This is a genomic window from Streptacidiphilus sp. ASG 303 (assembly GCF_020991365.1).
Classification (GTDB): Bacteria; Actinomycetota; Actinomycetes; order Streptomycetales; family Streptomycetaceae; genus Peterkaempfera.
Map to the genome: position 1 here is coordinate 16,837 of NZ_JAJLRA010000046.1, position 12,835 is coordinate 29,671.

General features: G+C 74.9%; 14 protein-coding genes. 9 read left to right on the plus strand and 5 right to left on the minus strand.

From position 1 onward, the window contains the following. Positions 1-528 precede the first annotated feature (528 nt). Complete coding sequence (locus tag LO771_RS29020) at positions 529-1,509, minus strand: helix-turn-helix transcriptional regulator (protein WP_230747960.1); 981 nt, start codon at positions 1,507-1,509, stop codon at positions 529-531. A gap of 214 nt (positions 1,510-1,723) precedes the next feature. Between LO771_RS29020 and LO771_RS29025 the strand changes: the two genes are divergently transcribed. The 6 genes from LO771_RS29025 (at position 1,724) to LO771_RS29050 (ending at position 7,285) form a co-directional block, all read left to right on the plus strand. Next, positions 1,724-2,698, plus strand: coding sequence for an aldo/keto reductase (locus LO771_RS29025; protein ID WP_230747961.1), 975 nt, complete (start codon positions 1,724-1,726; stop codon positions 2,696-2,698). 504 nt (positions 2,699-3,202) lie between these two features. Then, on the plus strand, positions 3,203-4,243 hold the full coding sequence (locus LO771_RS29030; RefSeq protein ID WP_230747962.1) for a hypothetical protein: 1,041 nt from the start codon (positions 3,203-3,205) through the stop codon (positions 4,241-4,243). 181 nt (positions 4,244-4,424) lie between these two features. Then, positions 4,425-5,330, plus strand: a complete 906-nt coding sequence (locus LO771_RS29035) for an NAD(P)H-binding protein (protein ID WP_230747963.1) — start codon at positions 4,425-4,427, stop codon at positions 5,328-5,330. Between the two features lie 83 nt (positions 5,331-5,413). Then, the gene (locus tag LO771_RS29040; protein WP_230747972.1) at positions 5,414-5,590 is read left to right on the plus strand and encodes a hypothetical protein; all 177 of its coding nucleotides are present in this window, start codon (positions 5,414-5,416) and stop codon (positions 5,588-5,590) included. A 335-nt stretch (positions 5,591-5,925) separates the two neighbouring features. Continuing rightward, on the plus strand, positions 5,926-6,651 hold the full coding sequence (locus LO771_RS29045) for a molybdopterin-dependent oxidoreductase (RefSeq protein WP_230747974.1): 726 nt from the start codon (positions 5,926-5,928) through the stop codon (positions 6,649-6,651). Beyond that, positions 6,596-7,285, plus strand: coding sequence for a cytochrome b/b6 domain-containing protein (locus LO771_RS29050; protein WP_230747976.1), 690 nt, complete (start codon positions 6,596-6,598; stop codon positions 7,283-7,285). The genes LO771_RS29045 and LO771_RS29050 overlap by 56 nt, the downstream gene beginning before the upstream one ends. A gap of 116 nt (positions 7,286-7,401) precedes the next feature. Here LO771_RS29050 and LO771_RS29055 read toward each other — a convergent pair whose 3' ends face one another. Beyond that, a complete protein-coding gene (locus tag LO771_RS29055; protein ID WP_230747991.1) occupies positions 7,402-7,962 on the minus strand; it encodes an NADPH-dependent FMN reductase in 561 nt (186 codons plus the stop codon). 611 nt (positions 7,963-8,573) lie between these two features. Between LO771_RS29055 and LO771_RS29060 the strand changes: the two genes are divergently transcribed. Together LO771_RS29060 and LO771_RS29065 are read left to right on the plus strand one after the other, a co-directional pair. After that, the gene (locus LO771_RS29060) at positions 8,574-9,050 is read left to right on the plus strand and encodes a MarR family winged helix-turn-helix transcriptional regulator (RefSeq protein WP_230747978.1); all 477 of its coding nucleotides are present in this window, start codon (positions 8,574-8,576) and stop codon (positions 9,048-9,050) included. A gap of 192 nt (positions 9,051-9,242) precedes the next feature. After that, on the plus strand, positions 9,243-9,695 hold the full coding sequence (locus LO771_RS29065; RefSeq protein WP_230747980.1) for a MarR family winged helix-turn-helix transcriptional regulator: 453 nt from the start codon (positions 9,243-9,245) through the stop codon (positions 9,693-9,695). Positions 9,696-10,037: 342 nt separating this feature from the next. On the opposite strand, the gene LO771_RS29070 is transcribed toward LO771_RS29065, so the two are convergent. The 3 genes from LO771_RS29070 to LO771_RS29080 form a co-directional block, all read right to left on the minus strand. Beyond that, positions 10,038-10,529: a hypothetical protein gene (locus LO771_RS29070; RefSeq protein ID WP_230747981.1), complete on the minus strand. Its 492-nt coding sequence runs from the start codon at positions 10,527-10,529 to the stop codon at positions 10,038-10,040. Between the two features lie 364 nt (positions 10,530-10,893). Beyond that, the gene (locus tag LO771_RS29075; RefSeq protein WP_230747982.1) at positions 10,894-12,021 is read right to left on the minus strand and encodes an alpha/beta fold hydrolase; all 1,128 of its coding nucleotides are present in this window, start codon (positions 12,019-12,021) and stop codon (positions 10,894-10,896) included. Between the two features lie 163 nt (positions 12,022-12,184). Continuing rightward, on the minus strand, positions 12,185-12,565 hold the full coding sequence (locus tag LO771_RS29080) for a hypothetical protein (protein WP_230747983.1): 381 nt from the start codon (positions 12,563-12,565) through the stop codon (positions 12,185-12,187). 169 nt (positions 12,566-12,734) lie between these two features. On the opposite strand from LO771_RS29080, the gene LO771_RS31550 reads away from it, so the two are divergent. Further along, a partial coding sequence (locus tag LO771_RS31550) for a transposase (RefSeq protein ID WP_374228235.1) occupies positions 12,735-12,835 on the plus strand: 101 nt, incomplete at its 3' end.

Consider the following 12,835-nt stretch of genomic DNA (forward strand, 5'->3'; position numbering starts at 1 on the left):
GGCCGCCGTGCTCCGCGGCCCCGGGGAGGCGGGCGGCACCGTGCCGGTGACCTCACCCTGCGCCGCTCACGGGGGCCTTGCCACGACGTGCTTCCTCCCATCCGGGAGGGAGGGGCTCCCACCGCAGGTGGGGGTCGTGGACGGTCTCGTGCCCGCGCCCGCGGGGACCGTCGGCCGGCGCTCCGAGGGCGGCACGGAGCGGCTCGGGCCCGCCGTCGAGGAGCGTGGTGCCGAGTCAGGGGCGCGGCGCGGACGCGCCCACCCGGGGGAGGCCGGGATCTCCCCGGGGGACCAGGGCCCGCCCCTCCCGGGCCGGTGCGCCCCTCCCGGGACGGTCGCCCCGCCGGCGCCGCCTGCACAGAGCCGGAGCACGTCACCCGGGCCGCGGCCTCCCCGGCCGCCGGTCCTGCCGCCCCCCGGAGTCCCCCTCCGCGCGGGTGGCCCCCCTGCCCGGTGCCGGCCCCCGGCGATCCGAGCGGTGCGCGGAGGGCGGTACGCGGAGGGCGGTACGCGGAAGGGGGATCGACTTCACCTGTCCGTCGGAAGCCCGGGCCGGTGCCCGAGCCCGCCCGCCTGCCGGGCCCCGGCCCCGTGCCCGGGACCGGGAGCCGGAAGGGCCCGGCCTCCTGCCGGCCCGGCGGGGACGTCGAACGCGTCCGCGTCGAGGCCCTGCCTGTCGAGCAGGACCATGGCGTCGTGGTCGGGGCCCCCGGCGTCGGTGTAGTAGGCGACGAGACGCTGTCCGGGGGTGCCCTCGAGCTGCATGGACTGGTAGCCGAGGGTGAGGTCCCCGACCCGGGGGTGGCGGAAGCGCTTGGTGCCGGGACGGTGCCCGCGGACGTCGTAGCGCTCCCACAGGCGGGCGAACTCCGGGCTCTTCAGCAGAAGTTCGCCGACGAGCCGGGCGAGGTCGGGGGCGTCCGGATCGGTGCCGGCCAGGGCCCTCAGGCGCGCGACACAGCCCCGGACGTGCGTCTCCCACTCGGGGAACAGGTCGCGGGCGCCCGGGTGCAGGAAGTAGTAGCGGGCCAGGTTGCGCTGTCTGGCCGGCCAGCCCTCGATGCCGGCGTACAGGTGCAGCCCGCCGGGATTGGCGGCGAGCACGTCCAGCGTGCGGCTGAGGACGTAGGCGGGGCCGGGCCTCAGGTTCTCCAGGAGGATCCTGATGCCGGGCCGCACCGTGCGGCTGGGTGCGGCAGGCGGCTCCGGGGCGGTGCGGGCGGCCCGCGCGGCCAGCCGGCGCAGATGCTCGTGCTCCTCCTCGTCCAGGAGCAGCGCGCGGGCGAGGGAGTCGACGACGCCGGGGCTGGGCCGCGTCTCCCTGCCGCGTTCCAGGCGGGTGTAGTAGTCGATGCTGACCCCGGCGAGGGTGGCCAGCTCCTCGCGGCACAGTCCGGGCGTGCGGTGGAGTCCCGATCCCGCGGGGAGGCCCACCTGCTCCGGGGTGACCTGGGTGCGGCGGGCGCGCAGGAACCCTGCCAGGTCGCTGCTGCGCTGGTCAGCGCTCATGCAGGCAGTATGCCAGCGCGACGACCGCGGCCGGCCGGCCGTGGGGGGCCGTGTCACTCCCCGGAACGCGGCGCCCCTGTACACCCCGACCTGCCACGGGACGCCCCGGAGCGTGAGAGTCGACGGGCCGCGGTGGAGACCGTCGAACCAGCGGCTTCCGTCCGCGGGCTGCGATCCGGCAGCCCCCCGTTCCGGCACGAAGGCAGAACACAGCATGCGCACCACCACCCTGGGCACCCACGGACCGCAGGTCGGCGTCATCGGCCTGGGCGCCATGGGGATGAGCTTCGCCTACGACATGACCACCCCGCGTGACGAAGCCACCTCCGTCTCCGTCATCCACCAGGCCCTCGACCTGGGCATGACCCTGATCGACACCGCCGACGTCTACGGCCCCTTCACGAACGAGGAGCTCGTCGGCCGGGCCCTGGCCGGCCGACGCGACCGCGCGGTGATCGCCACCAAGGCCGGCATGGAGTGCATCGACCCCACCGGCGGCCCCGGCGGTGCCCCGCTGGTCAGGCCCAACGGCCGGCCCGAGCACGTCCGTGCCGCCGTCGACGCGAGCCTGCGGCGTCTGGGCACCGACCACATCGACCTCTACCAGCTCCACCGCGTCGACCCGGAGGTCCCCCTCGAGGAGACCTGGGGCGCCCTGGCCGAGGCCGTCACCGCCGGCAAGGCCCGCTTCGTCGGCCTGTCCGAGGTGAGCGTGGAGCAGATCAGGCGCGCCCAGGCCGTCCACCCCGTCCACACCGTGCAGTCCGAGTTCTCCCTGTGGACCCGTGACGTCCAGGCCGAGGTCCTGCCCTACTGCAAGGAGCACGGCATCGGCCTGCTGCCGTACTCGCCGCTCGGCCGCGGCTTCCTCCTCGGCCGCTTCGGCTCCTTCGACGAACTGCCGCAGAACGACCAGCGGCGGCGTCTGCCCCGCTTCCAGCAGGAGAACCTCCGGGCCAACCTGGACATCGCGGTCAAGGTCCGCGCGGTCGCCGACCGCATCGGCGCCACTCCGGCGCAGGTCGCCCTGGCCTGGCTCGTCGCCCAGGGCGAGCACGTCGTGCCCATCCCCGGCACGAAGACCCCGAAGTACCTCGCCGACAACGCGGGAGGTGCGGACGTCCGGCTGTCCGAGGCCGACCTCGTCGAGCTCGACGCCATCCCCGCCCCCGTCGGCGCCCGGTACTGACCGCCCGGCCCCGGCGCCGGGCTGCGCCCGGCGGTGCGGCCCGGGTGGCCGGGGCCGTCGGCGGCCGACGTGGGGGCGGCCGCCGGACCGAAGGCGGTGCCGAAGGCCCGCCGTACGGGCTTCCAGCGCACCGTCCGGGGCCTGCGTCCCGACCACCGGTCGGGGGCGCAGGCCCCGGCATCGCGCGCACGCGCCTCCGGGGCGCCCGTCGGCCGGCCCGCCGGCTCGCCGTACGTCGCGCCGGGCTGCCGGGTGCCTCGCGCGGGGCCGGTCCGCCGTGCGGGCAGGGGGACCCGTCGGCCCGGGGGCACCGGCGCCTCCGGCCCCTGCGCGCCCGGGGCGGGAGCGTGTGCTCCTGGGTGCGGCGGGCCCGCCCGGAGGACCGGGGACCCCGCGCCCTTGCCATCACGGGATTGGGAGCATATGCTCCTAATTGAAGCGGTGGCACGGCCGTCCCCGACCGGCCCCCGAGCCCCACCCCCAGCCCGTCAGGAAGTCCCCGTCATGGAAACCCCCGTCGGAACCGCCCCCCAGCGGGAGCAGGCGCCCCTCACGGCGCCCCGGCAGTCCGAGCCCGCCGGAGGCGCCGTCCGGCCGCCGGTGAGGGCCTGGCTCCAGCCGGCGCTGATCGCCCTGGTCGTCGTGGCGGCCTTCATCAGCTGCTACGTCGGCCTGCAGCGCGACCCCCGGCCCCACCAAATCCCCCTCGCCGTCGCCGGACCGGACCTGCCGGGCGAGATCCGCCAGGCCCTCGGCGGAGCCGTCTCCGTCCACCCGGCCGCCGACGCCGAAGCGGCCCGCAGCGCCCTCGAGCACCACGACGTCGCGGCCGCGCTCAGCACCGACGGCCGGGGCGGGCTGCACCTGGAGACCGCGGGCGCGGTCGGCGCGTCCACCACCACGGCGGTCAAGACCCTCGTCGGGGCCTACGCCCACGGGGCGGGCAGGGAGGTCACCACCGAGGACGTCGTCCCCCTCGCCCGCTACGACGCGCGGGGACTGGCCGGCTTCTACATGGCCTTCGGCGTGACACTGGCCGGTTTCGTCCTGGGCTCCAACGCCCTGGGCCTGGCCAACCTCCTGCACCTGCGCCACCGGTTCCGGCTCCTGGCCGGCACCTCCGTGGCCATCGGCGCCGTGGCGGCGGTCATCGCGGGCCCCGTCCTGAAGGCGGTGCCCGCCCCGGTGGTCCCGCTGATCCTCACCCTCACCCTCCTGGCGGCCGCGGCCGCCTTCGCCACCAAGCTCCTCGGGACCTACCTCGGCCCGCTCGGGATACCGGTCGCCACCCTCGTCCTCCTCACCGTCGGCAACGCCACCAGCGGCGCCACCATCGGCGCCGACCTGCTGCCCGCCGCGGCCCGGACCGTCTCCGCGGTCCTCCCGCCCGGCGCCGCCGTCCGCGCCATCACGGACCTGAGCTACTTCAACGGCGCGCACGCGGCAGGCCCCGTGGTCACACTGGCCGTATGGGGGGCCGTCGCGGCGATCCTGCTCGTGCTGCGCTCCCGCCCGAAGCGGCGGCGCACCCCGGCCGCCGCCTGACCCGTGCACCCGGCCCCGGCGTCCTCCGCCGCCGCAAGGTCCGGAGGACGGCAGGCGCCCGGCGCCCGGGCTCGTCGAGCCGCCCCCCGCACCCCTCGAAACCCCTCGAAACCCCCGCCGCACACGTACGTGCGGCCCCGCCCCCACTCGGTCACCCAGCCACCCGGAAGGAGACCGGCCGATGACTGCAGACAACCTCGTCCTCATCGCCAACGCCGGCGGCGTGGGCCGCACGGTCCTCGAGCGACTGCGGGCGCAGGACGTGCCGGTGCGCGTGATGGTCCGCCGCGACGACGACCGCGCGACCGCACTGCGGGCACTCGGCGCCGAGGTCGCCGTCGGCGACCTGACCCGGCCCGAGAGCGTCGACGCGGCACTGGAGGGCGTCAGGCGGATGTACTTCGCCATGCCCGTCTCCCCGGACCACCTGCTGGCGGCCACCGTGACGGCCACCGTGGCACGCGGGCACGCCGGCCTGGACGGCCTGGTGGACATGTCCCAGATGACCGTGTCGCAGATGACCGCCACCAGCACCGCGGAGTCGCACCAGCAGCGGCTCCACTGGCTCGCGGAGCAGGTGCTGGACTGGTCGGGCCTGCCGGTGGTCCACATCCGTCCGACGTCGTTCCTGGACAATCCGCTGTTCACCACGCTGGCGGCGCGGTCGATCCGGGAGAACGGCACGATCGCGCTGCCGTTCGGCACCGGGCGCACCTCGCCGGTCGCCGTGGAGGACGTCGCCCGGGTGGTGGCCACCGTGCTCCGCGACCCGGCCCCGCACGTCGGGCACGTCTACGAACTGACCGGGCCCCGCACCGTCGACATCGCCGAGATGGCGGAGGAGTTCTCACGGGCCCTGGGCCGTCCGGTCTCCTCCGCGGACGTGCCGCTGGACCGGTGGCTGACCGAGGTGCTCGCCGCGGTCGGCCTCCCGCCGCACACCGAGCAGCACATCGCCACCATGGCCCGGCTGCACCGCGAGAACCGCTACGACCGCGCCTCCGACGACGTCGAGCGCGTCACCGGCGTCCCCGCCCAGGGGATCGAGGCGTTCGTCGCCGCACACAAGGACCTCTACCTGGGCTGACCCCTCCCGGCCGGGACCGGCCCCCCGGGACCGGCCCGTCGGCAGCCCGAACCCTCCACCCCACCGCCCCCAGGAGGCATCCGATGCGATCCGCACAGAAGAGCCCCGACCCCGCCGAAGCGGCCCGCCGGGCCCGCTTCGGCAGGCTGCCGGAGCGCATCCGCATCGAGGACACGGTCGAGGAGCGGGCGGCCGCGCCGCCCGACCCGGCCAGGGACACCTACAACGCAGACGAGTGGCTCGTCCGCTACTGCCTGTGAGCCGCACCCCCTACCCCCGGAGGAACACCATGCAGATCCCCAAGCCCCTCATGGCCCTGACCCTGGCCGTGCTCTCCGCCGCCGTCGCCGTGGGCTGCTTCGCCCAGGTCTTCTGACCGCCCGCACCGCCGCCCCGCCGCGCCCTCCGGGCGACAACGGCGGGGCGGCGGGACGGACGGGGCGGACGGGACGGGCGCGGCCGGGCGGCCGCCTCCGCCCGCGCCGCCGCTGCGAGCAGGAGCCCGGACACGTCCGCGAGTTCGCCGGCCCGCTCCCGACCTCATCGACACCCCTGCGCCACCAGGCGCGACACCGTCCCAGAAGGAGTGGTGACCATGGCAGACCAGCCGAAGGGAAGGCCCGACGGCGCGCCGGTCGCGCGGCGGACGATGCTGGGCATGCTCGCCGCGGGGGCCGCCGGGCTCGCCGGCGCGCCCTACCTGCAGCACGGATGGGAGAAGGTCCTGGCCTCCGCGTCCCAGGCCGACTCGACCGGACTCACCGGCCTGCTGCCCAATCCGAGCGGTTTTCGGTACTACAGCATCGTCGGTTCGGTACCCCGCAAGGACGCGACGGACTACGAGCTGCGGATCGACGGCCTGGTCGACCGGCCGAGGGCCTACACCCTCGCCGACCTGCGCGCGCTGCCGCAGACGCGGGTCGTCCGCGACGTCCAGTGCACCGACGGCTGGCGCGTGCCGGACACGCCCTTCGAAGGGGTGAGGCTGTCGCACCTCCTCGACGCCGCCGGAGTGCGGCCGGAGGGCAGGGCGGTCCGCTTCACCTGCTTCGACGGTGCCTACACCGAGAGCCTCACGATGGAACAGGCATGCCGCTCCGACGTCCTGGTGGCCCTGAACATGCAGGACAGGCCGATCACCCACGAGCACGGCGGGCCGGTCCGCCTCTACGTGGCCCCGATGTACTTCTACAAGTCGGCCAAGTGGCTGTCCGGCATCTCGGTCACCGACAGGGTCGTCCCCGGATACTGGGAGGAGCGCGGATATGACGTCGACGGCTGGCTCGAGGGAGCCGACAGGCGCGGCGACGCGGGGGCCTGAGCGGCCCGGCAGGATCCTCCGGTTCAGCCGTGCCGAGCGGCTGGTGCACCGTGCCACCGGGTGGCTGATGCTGCTGTGCCTGCTGACTGCCGCCTGCCTGTACCTCGGGCCGCTCGCCCAGCTTGTGGGCCGGCGCCACCTGGTCGCCACCGTCCACGAGTGGTCGGGGGTGCTTCTGCCGCTCCCCTCCCTCCTCGGCCTGCTCTCACCCGCCTTCCGTGCGGACCTCCGCCGGCTGAACCGCTTCGCGGGCTACGACAGGCAGTGGCTGCGCGCGGCCCGCAGGCGTGTGGCAACGCCGGACGCGCGTCCCGCAGGCAAGTTCAACGCCGGGCAGAAGATCTATGCGGGCTGGATCGCCGGCGCCGTGCTGGTGATGATGTTCACCGGACTGCTGATGTGGTTCACGGGACTGCTGCCCCTCATCTCCCGGACCAGCGCGATCTTCGTCCACGACTGCCTCGCCTGGGCGGTCGCCCTCGTCCTGATCGGGCACATGCGGAAGGCCTACGAGGATCCGGAGGCGAGGCTGGGGATGCGCACCGGACGCGTCGACCCCGCGTGGGCCGTGCGCCACCACTCCGAGTGGCTGGAGGAGGACGGCGGACCCCGTCGCCGCAGAACCGGAGGGTGAAGGACGCATGACGCGCGCCGGGGCCGGGGCCGGGCGCCGGCCGCCTTCGGCGGGGCGGTCCCGGGGGAGGTGCCCCGGGACCGCCCCGCCGCACGGTTCGTGCGGTTCGTGCGGTGTCAGCCGGTACGCAGGGGGGCGAGGGCGTTCGCCCAGGCGACGACCTGGTCCAGGGTGCTGGTGAGGGCGCCGCGCTGCGCGTCGGCGGGCTTGAAGATGCTGAAGTCCTCGAAGTCGGTGAAGAGGGAGAGCGCGACCTGGGAGCGCACGTCGGCCATCTGGAGTTCACCGGCGATCAAGCGCAGGTGCTCCACGGCACGGCTGCCACCGGTCGAGCCGTAGCCGACGAAACCCACCGCCTTGTTGGCCCACTCGGCGTAGAGGAAGTCGATCGCGTTCTTGAGCGCGCCGGGAACGGAGTGGTTGTACTCCGGGGTGACGATCACGAAGCCGTCGAAGGACGCGATCTTCTCGGCCCAGGCCCGGGTGTGCGGCTGGCTGTACTGGCCCATCGACGGGGGGTATGCCTCGTCGAGCAGCGGGAGCCTGTAGTCCAGCAGGTCGACGAGTTCGAACGCGGCGTCGGTGCGCCGGTCGGCGATCTCGTGCACCCAGCGGGCCACGGCCTCTCCGTTCCGCCCCGGGCGGGTGCTTCCGATGATGATGCCGATCTTGGTCATGGTCGCCTCTTCGCGGTTCCTGAACAGCTTGAACATGTGCTTGCCTCGTCAAGTAGATACTTGCCTGGTGAAGTACATACCGGGAATCCTTGATTCGTCAAGGAGGCTCCGTTCGGGCCTGCGGGAGCTGCTCGGGGGCGGTGGGGCGCGCGAGCCGGCCGGTGGTGCGGCCGGACGCGGCGCCGAGGGGTCCTGCACCGCAGCGGAACGGGCTGCGCGGGCCGGCCCCTGGGGGGCGCAGGGGAGGCCGGGCGGCCGCCTCGGGCGTGCTGGCGGTCCTGGCGACGCGCTCGGCCTGGACGTGCTCGGCCCGGACGCGTGCGGCCTGGATGTGTGCAGGGCGGTGCGGGCGGCCTCGTCGGCGGGGTCGGTGCCCCGGCCGTCGGCGCGGGAGGCGCCGTAGGGGCCGCCGTCGGGGGACTTCGCGGGGTCGGTGAAGCCCGGCGGGACGGCGGCGTCGGCCGGCCGATCCGCACCGGTGCGGGGCCGGCCGTGTCCACGGCGCGGGTGGAGACCCCCGGCCGGTTCCCGCCATCGAGGGGCGGAGCGCGTGCGTGGCGCCGCAAGGGGGAGACATGCTCCTTGCCCTGTCAAGGATATAGGGTGGGGACATGCCATCCGACGAGCAGCCCCCGCAGCCCCTCGACCCGGGCGAGGAGGCGTTCGTGCGTGCGCTGGGCCGGGTCCTGCTGGCACTGCCCCGTGCGGTCGACGCCGACATGGTCCGCGAGGCGGGGCTGCCGCTCTCCGAGTACACGGCTCTCATGCACCTGTCCGAGGCTCCGGAGAAGCTCATGCGGATGAGTGAGCTCGCTGCCGCCTGCAATCTCTCCCTCAGCGGCATGACCCGCGTCGTCATCCGGCTCGAGAAGCAGGGATGGGTCCAGCGCGCCAAGTGCGCCCGGGACGGGCGCGGGTGGAACGCGGTGCTGACCGGCGCCGGCCTCGCCCGCCTGGAGCAGGCGTGGCCGGTGCACCTTTCCAGCGTGCGGCGGCACCTCGTCGACCACTTCCGGGGCCAGGACCTCACCCGGCTCACGGCCGCGCTCCGGCATGTCGCGACCTCCGGCCCTGCGGACCACGGATGAGTGCCCGTCGCCGTCCCGGCCGGCGGCGCTGAGGACGTCCTCACCGACCGGCAGTGCGTGCTCCCGCCGGTGAGGCGGGGCGGGTCCCGCGGGCGGAAACCTCAGGTCCGCTGCCTGCTGCCCGTGGACAGAGGTGCTCCGCATATGAGAGTATGTGCTCCTATTGCGGACGGGCGAGCACTGGAGGAGACCATGGCCCCTGAGTCGGCGGGCCCCGTCGGCCCGTGCAACAACATGGCCCTCCGCAAGGCATCCCGGTACCTCGGCGCGACGTACGACAAGGCCCTGGCCCCGGCCGGCCTGCGGGGGACGCAGTTCAGCATCCTGCAGCAGCTCAGCGCCCACGGGGAGATGACGATCACCGGTCTTGCCGAGACGATCGCCATGGACCGCACCACGATGGCCTCGAACCTCAAGCCGCTGGCCCGGGAGGGCCTGGTGACCGTCGAACCGTCCGCCGCCGACCGCCGGGCGCGGATCGTGACGATCACCCCGGAGGGCCTGTCCCGTCTGAAGGCGGCGCTCCCGCTGTGGCAGGACGTGCAGGCCCGGTTCGAGGAGAGCTTCGGCACCCAGGAGGCCGCCCGGTTGCGCGCCTCCCTCGAAGCCGTCCTCCGCACCGGCTTCAACCCCTGGGCCGAGTAGCGGCGTGCCCGGCGCGGCGATGCGGGTGGGTCGCCTGCGGCGGGCAGGGCCGCTGCCGGACCGGAGGGAGCCGGCGGTCGCGGGGGAGGGCGTTCGTGGCGAGGAGGGGGTCGGCGGCCGGCCCGGTCCGGGCGGCGGTGCACCGGCGGTCCGGCCGTGCCGCACCGGCCCCCCGGGCTCGACGCCCGGGGGGCCGGTGGGGGTGCGGCATGTCCGGCCGTTCCGCGACTCGGAGCGGACGGCGCGGTGCCGCGGCGCATGTTCCCGGCTGCCCGGATCGGCGGCACGGTCCCGGGTCGGGAGCGTGTCCGCCGACCCGGGAGCCGGCCTGCTCATGGACGGTCAGCGGGTGAGGTGGAAGGTGAGATGCCTTTCCGTGCCACCGGCGGGGACGGTGTGGACGTAGCCGCCAGCGGTGCGGTACGCGCCCGAGCCCCCGGTGACGGGGATGTCGACGGCGGGTGGGGCGGGCAGGTGGAGGAGGGCCTGGCCGGCGATCTGCCCCTGCGGCAGGGCGAAGGTCCCGACGCACTGGAGCGCGTCGGGGGCCAGGTGGACGTAGGTGCAGACGACACTGTGGTCGCCGATCTTCCGGTCGCCCCGGTAGAGGTCCTCGGCGATGACGCGTTCGTCCCCCAGGCTGACCCCCTTCCTGCCGAGGTCGAGGAATGCCGACTGGGTCTGCCGGGCGACCAGCCGGATGACCTCCGAGTGCTCGCGGGTGCTGGGGGAGCTGTGGGGGGCGGATGTCGCGGCCCAGGCCGACGGGGCACCGGCGAGGGCGGCGGTGAGGGCGGCTGCTGCGCCGAGGAGGCGAATGTTGATCTTGCGCATTGCACGTGTCCAAACGGTGTTTGCAGGTGGTGTGGGGACTGGTGGGGCTCCCCGCCGTCGGTGCGGCGGGGCGCCGGGCGTCAGCGGTGCGGACGATTCGTCCGGCCCGGGTTCCCGTGCGACCGGCTGTCGGGCACGGTGGCGCCGGCTGCGAGGCCGTGGGCGGCGTGCCGGCCGGTACCGGGGCCGGTGCCGGTACCGGTGCCGGGTCGGGGGAGGCGCGCGCGGCGTGGGCCGCCGCGCAGGAACTGCCTCCACGCAGTCCGGGAGGAGCGCGTGACGGTCGGTCGGCAGGGGTGCTGTCGGCGGCGGCGGCCGGGAGGACGGGAACCGGGCTCCTGTCCGGGGCCGGGGCCGTCGCCTGCTAGCGGTGCGGCCGGGACGCGGCGGCACGGTACGGGGCCAGGAACCCGGTCAGCGCCGCCAGCATCTCCCCGGGGGCCTGCTCGGCGACCCAGTGGCCGGCGCCGGGGATGACCACGCTCCGCACGTCCTCCGCGAGGGGCTTCATCGCGTCCCCGACCGCCTCGCCCCAGCTCTCCGCCCCGCCGATCGCCAGGACCGGCATCGTCAGCTTCTTCTTCGCGCGCGCGTCGTTCTGTGCGAGGGAGGCGTCCCAGGCGCGGTACAGCCCGAAGCTGCCGCGCAGGGTCCCGGGATCGGAGAAGAGGCGGAAGTAGTAGGTGCGTGCGTAGGCGGGCAGCCTGGCGCCGCCCTGGATGTCGAACTCGTAGCCGAAGAAGACCTCCTCCCGTCCGCTGACGAGCTTCTCGGTCAGCTCGTCGTCCACCCGGTTGAAGGGGATGTGCCAGAGCCGGTTGTTGACCGCTGCGGGGGTGAACAGGGGCGGTGAGGCGGCGGTCCGCGGAGGTCCGGGGACCTCGGCGAGGGCCACGCGGTCGATCCGGTGCGGGTGGTCCGCGGCCAGGGCGTAGCCGATGAGCACTCCGGTGTCGTGGCCCGCCACGGCGAACCGTTCGTGGCCGAGTGCGTCCATCAGCGCCACCAGGTCGTCGGCGAGGGTGGCGCTGTCGTACCCGTCCTCGGGCTTGCCCGTCAGGCCGATGCCGCGCTGGTCGACCGCGATGACCGTGAAGTGCCGGGCCAGCGCCGGCATCAGCATGCGCCACGCGTACCAGTTCTCCGGCCAGCCGTGCACCAGCAGCAGCGGCGGCCCGTCGCCCCCGATGACCGCGTGCTGGCGCAGTCCGCCGGTCCGGATGAACCGGCTGGTGAACGTCCGGGTGAACCCTGCAGGGAGATGCGGTGCCGTGGAGACCGAACCAAAACCCGCCGGCATCCGCCCGGTGGCGGTGGCGGCGGCGGTGGCGGCGGCGGGCTGGGTCAACCCCCCGGCCAGTGAGATGCCGGCAGCAGCTGCCGCCGCCCCGCCGACGAAGGTGCGTCGCGAGAGCCCGTGGCGGGACTGCTGCGACGACGGCTCCGGGCCGCGCCCCTCCTGGGGGAGGTGTTCTGCGGGAGACGTGGTCATGAGGATTTCCTTTCGCAACTTCACGCGGACGTCGGGGTGGGAGTGAAGTCACCCTCGACTCTTGAGAGCATGTGCTCGTATCTGCGGCGGGGCGGGCGTCGCCCGCCAGGGCGTACCGCCCCGTCCTGGTGCTGCATCGGCAAGGCCTTCTTCGGGAAGCCCTTCACGGCCCTCGAGCCCCGGGCCCACGGCCCGGGCCCGTGTCGAGGTGGTGCGAGGGGCGTGCGAACCCCGTCCGGAGGCCGAGAGCGGTCCGGTACCGGTCGTCGACGTCGACACCGACGTCGTCGCGGCCCGGCGCCGGCGCGCCCTCGGGCGGCAGCGCGCGGGGGAGGAGCGCGACCCGTCCGAAGCGCAGGCCGAAGGCCTCGGCTTGCGGACCGGCGGGCGCGTCCACGGTGACACCTCCGGCCTCCACCGGCTTCTGCGCTTCGCCGGGGCCCGCGGTCCCCGGGCCGATGCCGGTCGTCCGCGGGGTCCGGCCCGTGGCGAAGAGGGTGCCGTCCGCGGCCGGTCCGCCGCCGCTGTCGGGGGAGGCCGCCATCCCTCCGCCGTCGCCGTCGCGCAGCACCCCCCTCCGGTGGGTCCGCCTTCTGCGATCACGGTGCTGAGCCCTGCGGCGCGGGTCCGGTCCGCCGTGTTCCCGCCGGCCCTGCCGGCGGAGTGTCGTCCTGCCGGGGGTGCCCGCTAGGCCGTGTCTGATAATTGATCTTGTGGTGGGTCGTGGTGAGTTGACGGATGCGGCGTGGGAGCGGATCGCGCCGCTGCTGCCGGGTGCCGACGGGCGGGGTCGTCCGTGGCGGGATCACCGGCA